The following is an 18,047-nucleotide window of genomic DNA, read 5'->3' as shown; positions in this document are numbered from 1 at the left end:
ACCACCGCCTCTTCGTTGCGTTAAGCGCATCGCCGATGTGGCTAGCGCGACAGCAGTCAATACTGGTGTAATGCCCGGTGTCAAGGGATTCGCAATGCCGATGTTCTGAACGCATCGACGTCAGGAGTGCAGATGAGCGCGACCACCCCGGCCTGGTCCGTCCAGGTCCTCGATCTCGGTCAGTCCCTGATCCGGGGACCCCAGGCCTTCTGGAACGACGCATGGGACGAGATGGTCCCGCTGGCGTTCAACGCCGTGCTGGCCCGGAGCGCGGCCCGCACCGTGCTGATCAACACCTCACCGCCGGAGACGACCGAGGTGGTCGAGCGGCTCTTCCCGCGGATGCGGTACCTGCACGACGCGCCGGCCGGCGACCTCGATCGCGAGCCGCGTCACCACATGGTCGCGGCACTGGCCGCTCACGGCCTGGAGCCCGACGACGTGGACACCGTCATCCTGACGCCCTTCGAGCTCTACACGACGGGCACGCTCCACCTGTTCCAGAAGGCGGAGATCTACCTGTCCCGGACCGGCTGGGTGCACCTCCACACGGTCCACGACCACCCGCACGACAAGCGCTGGCGCAAGTTCCCGCAGTCCACCCTGGTCGACCTCGTCACGGACTCGTGGGACCGCGTCCGGCTGCTCGACGACGAGCACGAGGTGGCGGATGGGCTCCGGACATGGTGGGCCGGCACCCATCACCGCGAGTCGGTCGTCGTCGAGATCGACACCCCGGACGGCACCGTGGCGGTCTCGGACGCCTTCTTCTACTACGCGAACGTCGAGGACGGCCGGATGCTCGGGCTCAACGAGAGCATCGACGAAGGCCTGACCGCCTACGCGCGCACCCTGCGCTCGGCGCAGCACATCGTCCCGATCCACGAACCGCGGGTGTTCGACCGCTACCCCGGCGGCCGGATCGGCTGACGGGCCGCCGGGCTCAGGAGTCGGAGTCGAACCGGACCCGGTACTGGTCGACGTACTTGAGGACGCTGGGCATCGCGGACTCGATCGCCTCGGCGGTCCACCGGCTGGCCGGACCGGTGATCGACAACGCCACGACCGAGCCGTACTCGGAGAAGCGGAGCAGGACCGCCGCGGCGGCGATGCCGAGCCGGGACTCCCCCAGGTTGAGCGCGTAGCCCCGAGTGCGCACCAGCTCGAGGTCGCGGAGCAGGCGCTTCTTGCTGGTGATCGTCTGCGACGCGTACCTGTCCAGGGTCCCCATCTCCTCGAACTCCCGCTCGAGCTCCTCGGGGGTGAGCGAGGCCAGGTAGACCTTGCCGACCGCCGTGGAGTGCAACGGGTCGAAGGAGCCCACGGGCTGGGTCACCCGCAACGGGTCCTTGCTGTCCACCCGGGCGACGACGACCATCTGATGACTGCTCGGATCGGGGACGGAGACGTGCACCGTCTCGTCGGTCAGCTCACGCAGGTCCGTGGCCAGCTGGATCGCCCGCTCGATCTGCACCTCGGGCAACGCCGCCTGACCGATCCGGACGAGCCGCGGCCCGAGGGTGAAACGCGTGCGGCTCGGGTTCGAGACCACCCAGCCACAGGTCCGCAGCGTCGCCAGCAGCCGTGACGCGCTCGACTTGTGGACCCCGAGCAGGTCGGCGATGTCCTCGATCCGTCCGCTCCCGTGCTCCGCCAGGTACTCGATCGTCTGGACGACCCGCGTCGCATTCTGCATGCCGGAGCTCGCGGTCATGGATTCTCCGATCTGAGCGCAGCAATGGGTGCCGCGGCGATTGTAAGGGATGGGTTCGGACCGTCGTCCGGGCAGGAATCGCTATCCCCGCAGGCGCACGAGGGCGGCTCGCACGTGGCCGGGCAGGGCCTCGTCCGGGACGCCCTGATAGGCGACCGGCCGGAGGAACCGGTCGATGGCCGGAGCTCCGACCGAGGTGAACTGTGCGGAGGACGTCGCCGGGTAGGGACCGCCGTGGTGGGTCGCCTGGCCGACCCGCAGCCCGGTCGGCCAGCCGTTCCACACCAGTCGGCCGACCCGGTCGGCCAGCAGCCGCACGAGGTCGCCGCCGGACTCCTCGCCGTCGGCCGCGTGGACGGACGCCGTGAGGGAGCCCGGGATCCGGGCGGCCGCCGCGGATAGCTCTGCCACGTCGTCGTACCGCACCACGACGACAAGGGGGCCGAAGCACTCCTCGAGATAGGGAGACCCCGGTGCGTCGAGGGCGTGCAGGTCGACGGCGAGGGCGGTCGCCTCCACCTCCCCCGCACCGCCGCGCCGACCGGTCGCGAGCACCTCGGTCGAGTCGAGGGAGATCAGTGCCGTCCTGGTGGCGCGGTACATCGTGCTGATGCGCTCGGTCAGGAGCCGGGCCGCAGGCACGTCGCGGACGGCGTCGGCGATGGCGGCCTCCAGGGCACTGTCGCGGGGCACGAACACCAACCCGGGCTTGGTGCAGAGCTGGCCCCCGCTCGGCCCGAACGAGCCCGCCAGTCCCTCGGCGATCTCCCGGCCCCGGGTCCGCGCCGCTTCCGGGAGGACGAAGACCGGATTCACGCTGCCCATCTCGGCGTAGAACGGCAGCGGGTCGGCCCGCAGGGCCGCGATGTCGAACAGCGCCCGCCCCGCTGCCAGTGACCCCGTGAAGGTCGCCACGCGGACCCGGGTGTCGGCCATCGCCGCGACCGCTCCGTCCTCGGTGTGCAGCGCCCCGAGGGCGCCGTCGGGCCACTCCAGCCGGCCGAGGATCTCCGAAGCGATCTCCAGCGTCCTGGCCGACGTCGCCAGGTGACCCGGATGGGTCTTCACCACCACCGGACAGCCCGCCGCCAGCGCAGCCGCCGTGTCGGTCCCCAGCACACCGAACGCGAACGGGAAGTTGCTGGCCTCGTACACCAGAGCCGGACCCATCGGCATCCGGAAGCGCACGGTCGACGGCAGCCGCGGCGGCCCCGGCTGCGCCTCGTCAACCCGGAGGCCGAGCCAGTCGTCTCCGGCGAGCACGTCGGCGAACAGGTGCAACTGCGTGCAGGTACGGGTGATCTCCCCGCGGAGCCGCTCGGCGTCCAGCCCCGTGTCGGCGACCGCGGCCTCCGTGAGCTCGCCGGCGGCGTCCTCCAGCGCCGACGCGAGCTCCAGGAGGCCGCGACCACGCCGGTCCGGAGGGAGCGCCGCCAGGAAAGGAGCCGCAGCGGTCGCCGCGTCGAGCACCGCTGCCACGTCGTCGTCGCCGGTCACGCCAGCGCGCCGTTCATCCGCAGGGGATCCACGGCGAAGCGCTCGACCTGCTCCAGGTCAAGGGTGACGCCGAGGCCCGGTCCGGGCGGCGGAGCGATCGTGCCGTCGGCGATGTCGAAGCGCTCATGGACGACATCGTGCTGCTGATACATCGCACCGGAGGCGTCGCACGGATCGGTGAGCTCGGCGACGGACACGCCGAGATGGACCGCGGCGGCCGTGCCGATCCCGAGCTCGGGCATCGCTCCGATGACGCAGCGCACGTCGGCCAAGGCAGCCATCTGGAAGATCAGCGCCGACGCCGCCAGGCCGCCGGACTCGGCGACGTAGACGTTCAGGAGGTCGACGGCGCCGTGCCGCAGCAGGCTCCACGCCTCCTCCGGACCCCACACCGACTCGTCGGCCATGATCGGTACGCGGGACAGCGTCCTCAGCAGGCGCATCTCGTCGATGTTGCCCGGCGGGAGGGGCTGCTCCACCGAGTGCAGGTCGAACTCGCTCAGCAGGTCGATGTTGCGGGTCGCCTCCTTCGCCGACCGCCAGGCCATGTTGGCGTCCACCCGGATGAGCGTGCCCGGACCCGCCGCCTCCCTGACGGCACGGACCGCGGCCACGTCGTCGTCGATGCCACGACCGACCTTGACCTTCACGCACCCGAAGCCGTCGGCGACGTACTGCCGCGCCCGATCGCCCAGTTCCTCCGGGGACGACATGTGGATCGACCTCGACAGGGTGATCCGGTCGCGCGTCCGACCGCCGAGCAGGTCGTGGACCGGCGCCCCGAGGTCCTTGCCCACCAGGTCGAACAGGGCCATCTCGATCCCCGCCCGGGCGGGGAGACCGCTCTCCTTCAGCATCGTCATCCGCCGACGTGCCTCGGTGACCTGCCGGGGGTCCAGCCCGATCAGCGCCGGCGCGAAGACCCTCTCGACCATCGCGCACTGCACGGCGGAGGCTCCGTCCCAGAGCGTCGAGATCTCCCCGATGCCCTGCACGCCGGTATCGGTCTCCACGAGCACGATCGCGTAGTCATAGCCGGTGAAGGTCCCGAGGGCGGAGACCCGCGGAGGCGACACCGGGACGTGCACCGGAATGGTGCGAACAGCGACGATCCTCATCGTTCTCCTTCGATCTCGCGCATCTCGACCGGCCGACGCTCCACGATCGAGCGATCCATGGCGAGCGCGATGGCCAGTGCGGCACGCGCGTCGGCGAGCGTCAGCGGCCACGGGGCCCCGTGCTTCACCGTGCGCACGAAGTGCCGGTCCGCGGTCGCCAGGGCACCGCCGGGAATGAGCGGGTTCGCCTGCCGATAGGCCGTGTTGGGGAAGGCCGGCCCGTCCGGGCCGAAGATCTGCGCGGGCGTCGGCCGCGTCTCGACGTACACGGTGCCGCGATCGCCGAACACCGCCAACCGGTGGTCGCTGAACATGCCGGTGGTCGAGGGCATGATCCAGCTGTGGTCCAGCGACGCGACCGCGCCGGACTCGAACTCGAGCGTGCCCGCCACGGCGTCCGGGCCGGGGCCGCAGGGGCTGATCGTCGATGCCACCGCGAAGACGGACCGCACCTCGCCCGCGATCTGCCGGAGGATGTCCACGTCGTGGATGGCCATCTCGAGAGGGACCGTCGTGCGGCCGGAGATCACCGTGCCCTCGTGGTCACCGGTGTTCCAGCGCGCGGACAGCTGGATCGGAACGCCGACCTGCCCGGCGGCGACCGCCTCCATCGCCACCACGAAGTCGGGATGGAAGCGCAGGGTGTGCCCGACCACGAGCACGGCCTCCGAGCAGCGCTCCGCGGCGCGGATCATCGCGTCCGCATCCGCCAGCGAGTGGGCGATCGGCTTCTCCGAGAACACATGGAGGCCGCGCTCGAGGGCGGCCACGGTCAGATCGCGGTGGAGGTGCTGCGGGGTGCAGACCCAGACCGCGTCCACGTCGTCGCGATCGAGTACGGCGTCGGCCTCGGTCACGAACGGCACCTCGGCGGGCAGGACCGCCCGGCGGGTCGGGTCGAGGTCGCAGCCGACGACGAGCTCGGTCTCCGGCAGCGCGTCGAGGATCGCGGCGTGGTCGCGACCGATGCTGCCCAGGCCCACGACGGCGCACCGCAAGGGCTCGAACGGCGCGTTCGGGCTCATCCCCGGGCTCCGCGCTGCGCGTCGTACTCCGCCCGCAGCTCGGCGGTGGGCGGATAGGTCCCGCGGACCGGCGCCCCGCCACGGACCCTCTCCAGGAGGAACTCCTCGAGGCCCTCCTGCTCGACGGCGTCCCGTGAGACCTCCTCGGCGAGGTGACGAGGGATCACCACGACGCCCTCCGGATCGCCGACCAGCACGTCGCCGGGGAACACCGCGACCCCGCCGCAGGCGATCGGCACCTGGAAGTCCACGGCGTGGTGAAGGACCAGGTTGGTGGTAGGGGTCACCGACCCGACGAAGACGGGCATGTCCATCTCGCTGATGTGGTGGGAGTCGCGCACCGAGCCGTCCGTCACGAACGCGGCACAGCCACGCACCGCCAGCCGGGTCATCAGGATCTCGCCGGCCGAGGCGGCGGCGCCGTCGCCGCGGCTATCGACGACCAGCGCCTGGCCGGCGGGGATCGTGTCGATCGCCGCACGCTGCGCGTGCTCCGGGTCCCGGAAGGACTCGACCGTGTCGAGGTCCTCCCGCGCCGGTATGTACCGCAGCGTGAATGCCTCAGCCACGAAGTTCCGGCGACCGTGACCGAGGGGCAGCACCCCCTGGATCACGGTCCGGCGGAGCCCGCGGATGAAGAGCTGGTTCTGCAGTGTCGCCGTGCTGGCCGCGCCCAGGCGCTCGAAGGTCTCGGGACCCACGGGGCCTCCTTCTCAGTGGTCACCGGCTGGTGAGCGATGCTGTGAATGCAACGCCAATGCGCTGCATGCGATCAACCTAGCGGCGTTTCGCCTCACTGGGAAGCACGACCGGCGCCGGGTTGGCGATGCCTCCTCGCCCGCCAGGCGCATCTGGCGCGCCGAGCGCGCGCTGTCGTATGGTCTGAGCGCAACAGTAATGCGTTCAACGCATCACTACGAACCCTCCCGAGGAGCAGACCGATGATCCGCAGAGTGAGCGCGACCGACCAGGCGCCCAAGCCGTCCGGCCACTACTCGCAGGCCGTTCGGATCGGACCCGTCGTCTGGACGGCGGGACAGGGTGGGTTCGATCCCGTGACCCGGCAGCTCGTGTCGGACGACGTGGCGGCCCAGACCCGTCAGTCGCTGGTCAACTGCCGGGCCGCGCTGGAAGCCTGCGGGGCGACCCTCGACGACGTCGTCCGCGCCCAGGTCTTCCTCAGCGACCTCGCCGACCGAGCCGCCATGAACGCGGCGTACACGGAGTTCTGGGCCGCGGAGCCCCCCGCACGGACCACCGTGGGTGCCGTCCTCCCGGCCGGCATGCTGGTCGAGATCGACCTGATGGCCTGCGTCCGGGAGGACGGCGCCTGAGCCCCTCGGGCTCCGGCCGCGGCGCCGCCCGACGTCCTGTGGTCGTCACCGGCTACCCGGCGTCGGGCGAGCTCAGCGCGGCGGCCAGCGCATCGAGACTCGTGACGCGCCAGTCGAAGGTGTCACCATCGGTCGGCGGGTCGCCGACCGGCCGCTCGACGTACGCCGTGCGCATGCCGACCGCCTGGGCTCCGCGCAGGTCCCAGGCGTGGGCGGCGACCATCAGGATCCGACCCGGTGCACATCCCGCGGCGTCGATCGCGAGCCGGTAGACCTCCGGTGCGGGCTTGTACGCCGCGGCGTCCTCCGCCGACAGGGCCTGGTGCCAGCGCAGGCCGGCGTGCGCGTTGAGCCGGAGCAGCGCCGCGCGGCTGGCGTTCGAGAGCCCGAGGACGGGGAACCGAGCCGCGATCCGGGCGAGACCCTCGACGGAGTCCGCCCAGGGCTCCAGGCGCTGTCCCGCGGTCGCGAGTCGCACGCCGGCGGCCGGGTCCAGTCCCCCGGCGTCGTCGGCCACGCGTCCGGCCGCTTCGCGGTCGATGACCTCGGTCGTGGCGAACGGCCGGTCGCCGTCGGCGATGCGACGCTGCTCGTGCTCGACGTGCTCCTGCCAGACGCCGAGCAGCCGGTCGACCGCGGCGTCGTCGGCCGCCGGCACGGCGCCGCGAATGGCCGCTCGGAGCCCGCCCGGCTCGTCGACCATGGTGCCGAGCACGTCGAACACGACGACCTCGATGTCGGGGGTCCCAGCCATCGCACTCTCCTGTTCCCGAGACGGTCCCGTCCCGTGCTGGTTCAACGCCACCGGCGCGCGGGCATTCCGGTCATCGAGAGGGGTTCATCCGTGCCACACCAGGTACGGCGCCATCGCGAGCAGCGCCGTGACCAGGGCCAGCTGCAGGGTCCTGGTCGGCACGGCCCTGGCGATGCGCCAACCCAGCAGCACGCCGGCCAGCTCGGGAACGCCGACCAGCACCGCCAGCGGCCAGTCGATGGACCCCTGGAGCAGGTAGCCGATGGTGCCGACACCGGCGATGACCACCGACTGGGCCTGCGCGGCCGCCAGCGAGCCCAGCATCTCGAACCCGACGGCGACCAGCAGCGGCACCGTCAGCATCGGCCCGCCGATGCCCACGATCCCGGCGACCACCGACACGAACAGGCCGATGCCGACCAGCAGCGGGAGTCCCGGACGGCGGGTCGCCGGCGGGTCGGTCCGGCGCGCACGCGGCAGCACCAACAGCGCCACCACGGCGAGCAGGGCCCCGAGCACCAGACCGAACCAACGCGGCGACAGCAACGAGTTGAGCGCGATCCCCAGCGGCGTACCGATCAGGGCCACGCCGCCCACGGTCCACGCCACCCGAGCGGTGCCCGGAGCCCGGAGGTGCCCGGATCGCGCGCAGGTCGCCGTCCCCAGGGCGCCGGTCGCCACGTGCGTCGCGATCGCGGTGCCGGCGACCTCCGCCGGCGCCAGCCCGGTCAGCGTCACCAGCCCGATGGTCGGCAGGATCCCTCCCGGACCGATCGCGGTGATCCCGACGCCGCCCGCGAATCCGACCAGGGCGAGCGCGACCACGATCAGCGGCGACAGGTCGTGCATCACTCGCTCCCCAGGCGGCGGTCGCGATGGACCACCGCCCGGAGCGCGAACCGATCGGCACGGATCCGCAGGACCTCGGCATCGACCGGGCGCCCGTCCGCCCCCCGGGTCAGCCGGTCGATGGCGAAGATCGCGTCCCCGACGTCGAGCCCGAGCAGGCCGGCGACATCCGGGCCGGCCGTCGCGGCATGGACGACGATCTCGGCGCGCCCCAGCGCGACGCCGCTGGCCTCCTCGATCAGCGCGAACACGTCGGTGCCCGCCAGGTCCGCCGAGAGCAGCGGCTCACCGATGCCGACCGGCAGGTAGCTGACGTCCAGCGACAGCGGCTCGTCGTCGACGAACCGCAGCCGCTCCAGCCGGATGCCACCCTCGGCAGGATCGATCTCGAGTCGGGCGGCGACATCGGCCGGCAGCTCGACGAGCCGCTCCGCCCCGAGGACCCGGTTGCGCACCGTTCCGTGGCCCGCCAGCGACTCCGCGAGACCCTCCAGCCGGTCCAGGCCGTGGCCGTACTTCGGGGCCGTCACGGTGGTCCCGGCTCCCCGCCTCCGCTCGATCAGCCCCTCCCGCCGCAGCAGGTCCAACGCCTCGCGGACGCTGTTGCGCGACGCCGTGAACCGCGCCGACAGCGCGGCCTCGTCGAGCCGGTCACCGGCTCCGAACTCGCCGCCGAGGATAAGCTCGCGCAGGCGCTCCGCGACCTCCCGGGCTCGGACCTGTCGCGGATGGGCCGAGGTCCAGCCCGGCGGGATCGTGCGGGGAGTCGTGCGCCTGTCCACGACCCCACCCTAGGAGTTACGCCAGAGTTCCGCCACTGTCGGCGCCACGGAGGCACGCCAGGACGACGAGCGCCGCCGCGCCGAGCAGGGCGCCCAGAAGAATCGCGGTGGTCATCCCCGCCACGTGGTAGCCCGACAGCGACCAGGCGACGGTGGCCGCCGCCGGCCCGACGGCGAACCCCGCCTGTCGGGCGAGGCTGGTGGTGGCGCCGGTGGTCGCCAGCAACGCCGCGGGAGCACTCGACATCGCGATGGCCATGTTCGGTGCGTTGAAGAGCCCGCTCCCGCAGCCGGCCAGGAACAGCCGCCACGCCACGTCTCCGGGGCTCCAGGCGGCGCTCATCGGCACCAGGCAGGCGAGGCCGACGCTGAACCAGGTGACGCCGAGCAACGCCGTACGACGCCAGCCCCACCGGTCCCCCGCGAAGCCGCCGACAGGCCCGGCCAACGCCATCCCGGCCGGGAACGCCAGCATGATCACGCCGGTCGCCGACGCGGACTGGCCGAGCGAGCGTTGCAGGAAGAACGGCGTGATGAAGAAGATCACGCCGATGGCCGTGGCGGTCAGCGCGAGGGCCAGATGCGGCCCCGCCTCTGCCGGTGCGCGCAGCAGCCGCCGCACGGGCGCGCTGTCCGGCCGGTGCAGCCAGGTGGCGAGCAGCGGAACGGCGACGACGGCCAGCAGGAGCCAGGGCGCCCCCGCGTCGGCCGTCAGGGTCAGCGAGAGCAGGAGTGCCGCCACCGCGCAGCTGAGCAGCAGTGCCTCGGCGTACCACGCCCGGGTCGGCGCTCGGAGCGGCGTCGTCGTCGGCAGCCGCCTCATGCCCACGACCAGGACGACGAGGCTGACCGGCACGTTGACGAAGAAGATCCACGACCAGTCCAGGCGATCGACGAGCACGCCGCCGAGCACCGGCCCGCTGATCAGGCCGAGCGGTCCCAGCGTGGTGATCAGCCCCATCGCGCGCCCGCGGGCCCGCGGTTGCACGGCCGCGGTCGCCAGCGCCGGCACGAGCGCGAAGAGCACCGCACCGAACGACCCCTGGACGACGCGCGCCCCGAGGAGCCAGCCGAGGTCGGGAGCGAGGCCGGCGGCGAGGCTCGCGAGGGCGAAGCCACCGAGCGAGAACGCCAGAGCGGGACGACGACCCACGGTGTCGAGCCAGCGGGCGCTGGGCAGTGCGAGACCGGCGAGCGGCAGCAGGTAGGCCAGCGCCACCCACTCGGTCATGCTGGTGGGGATCTCCAGGTCGGACTCGATCGCCGGCAGCGCCACGTTGACGATGCTCATGTCCACCGACGCCATGAACACCGCGAGGGCGGCGACCACCACCAGCGACCACTGGTTCCGCTGGCGCGTTGCCGGTCTCGACTGCTCCTGCTGCACGGCCACGGGGAGCCTCCCTCTGCTCGTCGGTCACATCAGGCCCGCGTGCGGGCTCATGGGGATGAGCCCGGCGGAGAGGAGGATGTGACGGATGGACGACGAGGAGTGGCTCTCGCGGCAGTTCGAGGCGAACCGACCTCGGCTGCGTGCGGTCGCCTACCGGATGCTGGGGTCGCTGCCCGATGCGGAGGACGCCGTCCAGAACGCGTGGCTGCGGCTCCACCGGGCCGACCCCGACGCCATCGAGAACCTCGGCGGGTGGCTGACCACCGTCGTCGGTCGCGAGTGCCTCCACGTGCTGCGCTCGCGACGACGACGACCCGAACGGCTCGTCGACCCGGTGGCGCGCCCGCTGCCCGACCCGGTCGTGTCCGCGGCCGAGGAGCCGGCCGACCCGGAGCAGGAGGCGTTGCTCGCCGACTCGGTCAGCCTCGCCCTGCTGGTGGTGCTGGACTCGCTGAGCCCCGCCGAGCGGTTGGCCTTCGTCTTCCACGACATGTTCGGCTTCGCCTTCGACGAGATCGCCTCGCTGATGAGCTGCAGCCCCGCGGCCGCCCGACAGCACGCCAGCCGCGCCCGGCGCCGGGTACGGGGTGCCGACCCTCCGGCGCCGGGTCCGGACCGGTCCGGTCGGCAGCGCCGGGTCGTCGACGCGTTCTTCGCAGCGGTGAACGCCGGAGACTTCGCCTCGCTGGCCCGGATCCTCGACCCGGACGTCGTCCTCCGCGCCGACTACGGCCCGGGACGCGCGCCCGCCGTGTACCGCGGCGTCGACACCATCGCCCGGCAGTCCCGCGCCGGCCGGGGCGCCGACCTGTACCCGGTGATCGTCAACGGCCTCCCCGGCGTGGTCACCGCTCGGCACGGCCGCCCCGTCTCCCTCCTGGCCTTCACCGTCGTGGGCGACCGGATCGTGGAGATCGACGGCATCCGCGATCGCGACCGGGTGCGCACCCTCACGGCCGGCATCGTCGAGTTCGACGGCTGACGCCGCCGGGCGGCGACCGGCCGATCGTTCCCCGTTCGTACACTCGATGCGTGCCCGATCACTCCCCGCGGCCGAGCTCCGGCCGGCTGCGTTGGGGACTGCACACGCTCGTCCTCACCCTCGCGTCGGTCGTGCTGCTCCGTGCCGCCCTCCTCTCCCAGCCGCGCACCGGGCCGATCGCGGTCCTCGTGACGGCCTTCGCCCTCGCGTACGTCGTTCGCGAGCAGGTCGCCTCGCCGCGGACCCGTGGCGTCCTGCTCGCGGCGATGGTCACGATCTGGGCGTCCCTGACCGTGCTGGGGGCCGACGCCGCGTACATCTCGGTCGGGCTGTTCCTGGTCTTCCTGATCGACCTGAGGGTCACTCAGGCGCTCGCCTGCGTCCTCGCCATGACGGTCTTCGACGTCGTCGTGTCCGCCGCCCACGGAGACCCGGTCGCGCTGCTGGCGGCGCCCGTGCTCGGGGCCGTCATCTCGGTGCTGCTGGGCCTGGGGTATCGCCTGCTGTTCGACATGCTCAGCAGGCAGCAGGACCTCATCGACGAGCTCCATCTCACCCGCTCCGAGCTGGCCCGGTCCGAGCGCACCGCCGGGCAGGCGGCCGAGCGCCAGCGCCTGGCCCGGGAGATACACGACGCGGTCGCCCAGAGCCTGAGCAGCATCCAGATGCTGCTCCACGCCGCCGACGGGAGCGACGTCCCCCCTCGGTCCAGGGAGCGGATCTCCATGGCACGGGAGACGGCCGCCGCCGCGCTCTCGGAGACCCGGCACATCATGGACGAGCTCGGACCCGCCGATCTCGTCGACTCGACGCTGGCCTCGGCCCTGGCGCAGGTCTGCTCGCGAGCCATCGCCCCGGTCAGGCTCGACGTGGACGGTGCGCCCGTCGCGCTGGCCCCGTCGGTGGAGGCGGCACTGGTCCGCATCGCGCAGGGCGCCGTGGGCAACGTCGACCGACATGCGGGATCTCAGGCTCGAGCCGTCGTCAGCCTGAGCTGGGGTGTCGACGCGGTCCGGCTCGATGTCGTCGACGACGGAGTCGGCTTCGATCCGACGACGCTGACCGCGGGGCGCAACCGCGCCTTCGGCCTGACGACGATGCGCGCCCGCGTCCGCGACCTGGGCGGCGAGTTCTCGGTGGAGTCCGAGGCCGGCCACACCGCCCTCTCGGCCACCTTCCCCATCCCCGCGATGAGCGCACCGGCGGGGGTGCCGGCATGATCCGCATCCTGATCGCCGACGACCACGCCATCGTGCGCGCCGGCCTGCGCGCCCTGCTCGACCGGCACTCCGCCGAGGTCGAGATCGTCGGTGAGGCGGCCACGGTCGCGGACGCCGTACGGCTGACGGTGGAGGTTCAACCCGACGTGGTGCTCATGGACCTGCGATTCAGCGGGGAGGCCGAGACTGGCGTGGACGCCACTCGCCGCATCCGCGCACTCCCCCAGCCACCCCAGGTGCTGGTGGTGACGAACTACGACACCGACCACGAGATCCTGCGGGCCCTGGAGGCGGGTGCGAACGGCTACCTGCTGAAGGACGCACCGCCCGCTGAGCTCTGGGCGGCCGTGCGGACCGCGGCCGCGGGCGGCTCCACGCTTCCCCCCGCCATCGCAGCGCGGATCCTCGACACCCTGCGCGCGCCGACCGCACGACTGACGCCCCGCGAGCTCGAGGTCCTGAGATCGGTGGCGACCGGCAAGTCCAACCGCGACGTCGCACGGGCGCTCTTCCTGAGCGAGGGCACCGTGAAGTCCCACCTGGTGCAGGTCTTCGCCAAGCTCGACGTCAGGTCCCGCACCGCGGCCGTCGCCCGCGCTCGTCAACTCGGCCTGGTTCCGCTCGAATCCTGACCACCGAGCCGCGCCCCCATCGAAAGTTAGAGGCAGGTCCGGACCAACGCCGGATGTGGCGGGGCGAGAAGCCCGCTTCACTCGGCACCGTGAGCTCATTCGGATCTCCTCGGTCACGCTTCTCCCGACGCGCTGCCTGGCTCGTGGTGCTCGGGTGGGTGATCCTGGTCGGCGCCCTCGCCGCGCTCGCCCCGTCGCTGGACTCGGTCGAGAGCAACGACGACGACAATCCCCCGGCCGACTCCATGTCCATGAGGGCCGCGGCCCTCGCCCGGACCGAGCTCGGCGTCGACTCGACGCCGCCCGCCATCGTGGTGATCCGCTCCGACTCACCCGACTCGACCCGCGACGCCGCGGGCGCGATCACCGCCGCGATCGAGTCTGCGGACCTCGACCCGGTCGCGGGCATCCTCGACTCCCGCTCCGGACCCGCCGGCGCCGGCCTGGCGACCGCGGACGGGACCGCCGAGGCGGTCGTCGTGGCGCTCACCGGTGACCCCGCCGACGATCAGTTCCGCGATGCGGTCGTCGAGCTGCGCGAGATCGCCTCGGCGCACGCACCGGCGGACGTCGACGTGGCCGTGACCGGCCCGGCGGCCATCGTCGTCGACGCGGTCAAGGTCTTCGGCGGCAGCAACAAGGTGCTGCTGCTCGGCACCGTGGCGCTCGTGATCGTGCTGCTGTTCGCGATCTACCGCTCGCCGGTCCTCGTGGTCGTGTCGCTGGTGGGGGTCGGGTTCGCCATGCGGCTCGCCGAGGGCCTCGGTGCGCTGCTCGCCGAAGCGGGGCTCATCCAGATCAGTGGCCAGACCGCATCGATCATGACGGTGCTGCTGTTCGGCGTGGGCACGGACTACGCGCTGATCATCTTCTCGCGCTTCCGCGAGGCACTGTCGACCACCGACGATCCGAGCGTCGCCGTCGCCGCCGCGACCCGGTCCGTGTCCGCCGCCCTGCTCGCGAGCATGTCGACGATCGTCGCCGCGGTGCTCGCCCTTCTGACAGCGGTGACGCCGACGCTCCATGCCTTCGGCCCCTACCTGGCCATCGGCGTCGTCTCGATGGCGGCGGTCGCGTTCACGCTGACCCCGGCGCTGCTCGTGCTCACCGGCCGCTTCGCCTTCTGGCCGCGCCGAGCTCCGGTCCTCGGGCAGCCCCTCCGCGACCCACGGACCTGGAGCCGAGTCGCCGACCTCGCCATCGGCGCACCGCGGCGCGTCCTGGCCGGCGGCCTTGCCGCCCTGGCACTGCTGTCGACCGGGCTGATCGGCGTGCACCAGACCTTCGACCTCGTCAGCGGCTTCCGCATCGAGACCGAGTCGGCCGCCGGCAGCGAGTTGCTCGGCGACGCGTTCGGACCCGGTGCCATCGCCCCCAGCCGGGTCATCGTCCGCTCGGAAGCCCCGATCGACGAGCGACAGGTCGAGACCATCCGGACGGCTCTCACCACCGCTCCCGGGGTGGCCGGTCTCGGCGCCACCACGACGTCACCCGACGACCGCTCGGTCGGCATCGACGTCACCCTCGACGCGAACCCGTACGGCGCCGAGGCGATGGACCGCGTCCCTCAGCTCCGCGCGAGCGTCGACGAGGCCGCCGACCAGGCCGGAGTCCACGACGTCGAGGTCCTGATCGGCGGCGAGACCGCCGTCGCGGCCGACACACGAGAGGCACTCGACCGCGACCTCCTCGTCGTGGGCGCCGTCATGCTCCTGGCCGTCGCGGTCATCCTCGGCATCGTGCTGCGCTCGGTGCTGGCGCCGGTCTACCTGACCGCGACGCTCCTCGCGTCGTACGCCGCGACGATGGGCCTGACCGCCTTCATCACCATCACGGTCGGGGGCGACCTCGGCATCGGGAACCGGGTCGCGGTGTACGTGCTGGTCTTCCTCGTCGCCCTCGGCGTGGACTACACGATCTTCATGATGACCAGGTATCGCCAGGAGCTGGCCACCCAGGACCCAGCCGCCGCGCTGCGCACCGCGATCGTCCGGACCGGCGGCGTCATCTCCTCCGCCGGTGTCATCCTGGCGGGCACCTTCGCCGTGCTGATGACCCAGCCCATTCGCGAGCTGTACCAGTTCGGCCTGGCCATGGCGATCGGCATCCTGCTCGACACCTTCGTCATCCGGCCGCTGCTGGTGCCGGCCTGCATCCGGCTGCTCGGACGCAACGCCCTCTGGCCGAGCCGGCCGACGCACCTCTGACTCCACGACGCGGGCGTCGACGAGCCCGCCGGGGTGAGCACGGCCTGGCGGCGTACCGAGCCGATGAGTTCGGCGAGGGCACCCGGTCTGCATGATCGACGCGACGAGGGAGGCATCATGAGCAAGGTCATCGCAGCCATCAGCACCTCGGTGGACGGCTACGTCGTGGGCCCGGAGGACGGCCCGCAGTACGGCCTCGGCATCGGCGGTGAGCGGCTTCACTACTGGGTGATGGGCGGGCCCTGGTCCTACGCCGACGACGGGCGCGACACCGACGGCATGCACGGGCCGGACCGGGAGTACTACGAGGCGCTCACCGCGAGTCTGGGCTGCGGCATCGTCGGTCGCAACATGTACGACGCGGCGGGCGCCTGGGGCGGCACCAACCCGTTCCCCGGCACGCTGATCGTGCTCACCCACCGGACCGGCGACCAGCCGGACCCGAGCGCCGGCTTCCTGTTCGTCGACGGCTTCGACGCGGCTCTGGCCCAGGCGCGGGACCTCGCCGGGGACGACGACGTGTCCCTCGGCGGCGGCGCCGACCTGATCCGCCAGGGCCTGGCAGCCGGGGTGGTCGACGAGCTCGCGCTCTCCATCGCGCCGGTGGTCCTCGGCGGCGGCAAGCGGCTGTTCGAGGGCTTCGAGCAGGACCTCGACCTCGAGGTGCTCGGCACCTGGAGCTCGCCGTACGCCACCCACGTGCGGTACGCCGTCAGGCGACCCGCGGCGGCGCGCTGATCCGGGCGCGGGCCGCGGTCACAGCACGGTCCGCGCGAGGTGGGCGCACGAGATCAGCACCAGGACCAGCCCCAGTGAGCAGACGCCGGCCGCGGCCAGTGCGGCCGCCCGTCCTGCGTCGGGAGTACGTCGAACCGCGCCGCCGTACCTACGCGCCCCGGTGACCGCCGTCGCCACGGCGAGCCCGGCGCAGAGCAGGGCGGCGGCCAGCCCCGCGACCCCGACCGCCTCGACCGCCATCCGGGCGAGGAAGGCCGCCCCCACCGCGATGGAGAGGCTGGTCCGGCGCCAGGCGAGAGCGGTCCGCTCGAGCTGGACCCCCGGGTCGCGCGCGAGGGCGTGCGGGCGTCCGGTCATCCGACCTCGTCGAGGACCAGGCCCACGACGAGCACCAGCAGGCCCAGTGCGACCAGCACGACCAGCCCCGCTCCCGGGCCGAGCCCCGGGAGCGGGCGACGCAGCCGGAGCGCCCGCTCGGTGCCGGCCCAGGCCCACCAGGCCCACGCGGCGGCGCCGACCGACGCCAGGGCGAAGAGCATCGCCCCGCACCACTGCCAACCGGTCCGGACCGGCAGGTCCAGGGCCAGAAGCGCTCCCGCGACGGCCAGCAGCGCCAGCGCGGTGCGGATCCAGGCCAGGAAGGTGCGCTCGTTGGCCAGGGTGAAGCGTGGGTCGGGCTCCGACCCGACGGTGTACACGTGCCGGGGGAACCGGCGTCCGGGCACCGGGGCGTCGCCCTCGAGGTCGGTACCGGACACTAGACGGTCAGGATCGCTCGGCCGGTCACCCGGCCGGCCACCAGGTCGTCGACGGCCTCACCGACGGCGTCGAACGGGTAGCGGTGGGTGACCAGCTCCCGCAGGTCGAGCTCGCCACGGCGGTGCCAGTCGAGGAAGGTGTCCAGATCGTCCTGGACGCAGCCGCCGGCGAGCAGGCCGACGATCGACCGCTGCCCGAAGACGACCGGGCCCAGGTCCACCTCGAAGCCGCCCTCGGGCAGCCCGACCAGCACCAGGGTGCCGCCCGGCCCGGAGTTCAGGCCGCCGGGCCGCAGCAGCGTGGTCCCCGAGCTCACGCTGGACCGGTTGGCGACGCAGTCGACCACCAGATCGGCGCCGGCACCCATCGCGGCCAGGATCTCCTCGGGGGTCTGCTCGCGGGCGTTGAAGGTCCGGGTGGCCCCGAACTTGTCGGCCAGGGCGAGCTTGTCGTCGACGAGGTCGAGGACCGTGATCGATGCCGCACCGCGGATCCGGGCCGCGGCCACCGCACACAGGCCCACGCCGCCGGCACCGATGACGACGACCGATCGGCCGGCGACCTCCACCGGCGCGTTGAGCACCGACCCGGACCCGGTGATGACCGCGCAGGCCGCGACCGCAGCCTCCGGGTCGACCGGCCCCGAGAGCCGGTGCACGTAGAGCTCGTCGGCGACCACGTGCTCGGCCCAGGTGTACACGTTGGGCGACCGGCCGACCACGCCGCCGAGGTCCGCGGTCGCCACCTCCGGCGCCCGACCGTCGGCGGCCGCGCGCGGGAGCCAGGTGACCAGCACGTGGTCGCCCTCGGACAGGCCCGACACGAGCCTGCCCACGGCCTGCACACGTCCGTAGCCCTCGTGTCCGAAGAGCACCGGCGCCGAACGGGGCTGGCGGGTCCAGAACACCTGGCTCTGGCACACTCCGGTCGACTCCAGCGCGACGACGACCTGATGGTCGCTCGGGTCCGGGACGACGACGTCCATGATCGTGAGCGGCCCGTGCTGCTGCTCCTGGGCGACGATCCGCGAGGCGATGGTCATC

19 protein-coding genes are annotated in these 18,047 nt (G+C 72.6%); 7 read left to right on the top strand and 12 right to left on the bottom strand.

Translation table 11 applies throughout. The annotated features are described in order from the left end of the window. Nucleotides 1-132 precede the first annotated feature (132 nt). Complete coding sequence (locus FHU40_RS19920; RefSeq protein WP_183594104.1) at nucleotides 133-930, top strand: MBL fold metallo-hydrolase; 798 nt, start codon at nucleotides 133-135, stop codon at nucleotides 928-930. A gap of 13 nt (nucleotides 931-943) precedes the next feature. Here FHU40_RS19920 and FHU40_RS19915 read toward each other — a convergent pair whose 3' ends face one another. The 5 genes from FHU40_RS19915 to FHU40_RS19895 form a co-directional block, all read right to left on the bottom strand. After that, a complete protein-coding gene (locus tag FHU40_RS19915; protein ID WP_183594103.1) occupies nucleotides 944-1,714 on the bottom strand; it encodes an IclR family transcriptional regulator in 771 nt (256 codons plus the stop codon). Between the two features lie 81 nt (nucleotides 1,715-1,795). After that, entirely contained in the window at nucleotides 1,796-3,211 is a 1,416-nt protein-coding gene (locus FHU40_RS19910) for an aldehyde dehydrogenase family protein (protein WP_183594102.1), read from the bottom strand. Next, complete coding sequence (locus FHU40_RS19905) at nucleotides 3,208-4,329, bottom strand: mandelate racemase/muconate lactonizing enzyme family protein (protein WP_183594101.1); 1,122 nt, start codon at nucleotides 4,327-4,329, stop codon at nucleotides 3,208-3,210. Before FHU40_RS19905 ends, FHU40_RS19910 begins: the two co-directional genes overlap by 4 nt. Then, nucleotides 4,326-5,354, bottom strand: coding sequence for a Gfo/Idh/MocA family protein (locus FHU40_RS19900; protein WP_183594100.1), 1,029 nt, complete (start codon nucleotides 5,352-5,354; stop codon nucleotides 4,326-4,328). Before FHU40_RS19900 ends, FHU40_RS19905 begins: the two co-directional genes overlap by 4 nt. Next, nucleotides 5,351-6,055, bottom strand: coding sequence for a ribonuclease activity regulator RraA (locus FHU40_RS19895; RefSeq protein WP_183594099.1), 705 nt, complete (start codon nucleotides 6,053-6,055; stop codon nucleotides 5,351-5,353). Before FHU40_RS19895 ends, FHU40_RS19900 begins: the two co-directional genes overlap by 4 nt. A gap of 240 nt (nucleotides 6,056-6,295) precedes the next feature. Between FHU40_RS19895 and FHU40_RS19890 the strand changes: the two genes are divergently transcribed. Next, entirely contained in the window at nucleotides 6,296-6,688 is a 393-nt protein-coding gene (locus FHU40_RS19890; protein ID WP_183594098.1) for a RidA family protein, read from the top strand. 52 nt (nucleotides 6,689-6,740) lie between these two features. Here FHU40_RS19890 and FHU40_RS19885 read toward each other — a convergent pair whose 3' ends face one another. The 4 genes from FHU40_RS19885 to FHU40_RS19870 form a co-directional block, all read right to left on the bottom strand. Further along, on the bottom strand, nucleotides 6,741-7,442 hold the full coding sequence (locus FHU40_RS19885; protein WP_183594097.1) for a haloacid dehalogenase type II: 702 nt from the start codon (nucleotides 7,440-7,442) through the stop codon (nucleotides 6,741-6,743). An 84-nt stretch (nucleotides 7,443-7,526) separates the two neighbouring features. Beyond that, nucleotides 7,527-8,291: a sulfite exporter TauE/SafE family protein gene (locus FHU40_RS19880; protein ID WP_183594096.1), complete on the bottom strand. Its 765-nt coding sequence runs from the start codon at nucleotides 8,289-8,291 to the stop codon at nucleotides 7,527-7,529. Further along, on the bottom strand, nucleotides 8,291-9,073 hold the full coding sequence (locus tag FHU40_RS29675) for a UTRA domain-containing protein (RefSeq protein WP_221200082.1): 783 nt from the start codon (nucleotides 9,071-9,073) through the stop codon (nucleotides 8,291-8,293). Before FHU40_RS29675 ends, FHU40_RS19880 begins: the two co-directional genes overlap by 1 nt. Nucleotides 9,074-9,089: 16 nt before the next feature. Further along, nucleotides 9,090-10,466: an MFS transporter gene (locus FHU40_RS19870; RefSeq protein ID WP_183594095.1), complete on the bottom strand. Its 1,377-nt coding sequence runs from the start codon at nucleotides 10,464-10,466 to the stop codon at nucleotides 9,090-9,092. Between the two features lie 85 nt (nucleotides 10,467-10,551). Here FHU40_RS19870 and FHU40_RS19865 point away from each other — a divergent pair, with 85 nt between their 5' ends. The 5 genes from FHU40_RS19865 (at nucleotide 10,552) to FHU40_RS19845 (ending at nucleotide 16,245) form a co-directional block, all read left to right on the top strand. Beyond that, nucleotides 10,552-11,448 (top strand): sigma-70 family RNA polymerase sigma factor, encoded by an 897-nt coding sequence (locus tag FHU40_RS19865; protein ID WP_183594094.1) that lies wholly within the window; start codon nucleotides 10,552-10,554, stop codon nucleotides 11,446-11,448. Nucleotides 11,449-11,498: 50 nt separating this feature from the next. Next, nucleotides 11,499-12,668, top strand: coding sequence for a histidine kinase (locus tag FHU40_RS29670; RefSeq protein ID WP_183594093.1), 1,170 nt, complete (start codon nucleotides 11,499-11,501; stop codon nucleotides 12,666-12,668). After that, nucleotides 12,665-13,300 (top strand): response regulator, encoded by a 636-nt coding sequence (locus tag FHU40_RS19855; RefSeq protein ID WP_183594092.1) that lies wholly within the window; start codon nucleotides 12,665-12,667, stop codon nucleotides 13,298-13,300. The genes FHU40_RS29670 and FHU40_RS19855 overlap by 4 nt, the downstream gene beginning before the upstream one ends. Before the next feature lie 89 nt (nucleotides 13,301-13,389). Beyond that, on the top strand, nucleotides 13,390-15,507 hold the full coding sequence (locus tag FHU40_RS19850) for an MMPL family transporter (protein WP_221200081.1): 2,118 nt from the start codon (nucleotides 13,390-13,392) through the stop codon (nucleotides 15,505-15,507). Nucleotides 15,508-15,624: 117 nt separating this feature from the next. Continuing rightward, a complete protein-coding gene (locus FHU40_RS19845) occupies nucleotides 15,625-16,245 on the top strand; it encodes a dihydrofolate reductase family protein (RefSeq protein ID WP_183594090.1) in 621 nt (206 codons plus the stop codon). 18 nt (nucleotides 16,246-16,263) lie between these two features. On the opposite strand, the gene FHU40_RS19840 is transcribed toward FHU40_RS19845, so the two are convergent. Genes FHU40_RS19840 through FHU40_RS19830 form a run of 3 tightly spaced genes read right to left on the bottom strand, consistent with a single transcriptional unit; the run spans nucleotide 16,264 to nucleotide 18,046 of the window. Next, nucleotides 16,264-16,602: a DUF202 domain-containing protein gene (locus FHU40_RS19840; RefSeq protein ID WP_183594089.1), complete on the bottom strand. Its 339-nt coding sequence runs from the start codon at nucleotides 16,600-16,602 to the stop codon at nucleotides 16,264-16,266. Then, entirely contained in the window at nucleotides 16,599-17,003 is a 405-nt protein-coding gene (locus FHU40_RS28500) for a DUF202 domain-containing protein (RefSeq protein ID WP_221200080.1), read from the bottom strand. Before FHU40_RS28500 ends, FHU40_RS19840 begins: the two co-directional genes overlap by 4 nt. Then, the gene (locus FHU40_RS19830; RefSeq protein WP_183594088.1) at nucleotides 17,003-18,046 is read right to left on the bottom strand and encodes a zinc-binding dehydrogenase; all 1,044 of its coding nucleotides are present in this window, start codon (nucleotides 18,044-18,046) and stop codon (nucleotides 17,003-17,005) included. The genes FHU40_RS28500 and FHU40_RS19830 overlap by 1 nt, the downstream gene beginning before the upstream one ends. Between the last annotated feature and the right edge of the window lies 1 nt (nucleotide 18,047).

The sequence above is a fragment of the Nocardioides soli genome, from assembly GCF_014191495.1.
Taxonomy (GTDB): Bacteria; Actinomycetota; Actinomycetes; order Propionibacteriales; family Nocardioidaceae; genus Nocardioides; species Nocardioides soli.
The sequence above is the reverse complement of the archived record's forward strand: the minus strand, read 5'-3'. Positions and strand labels throughout refer to the sequence as shown.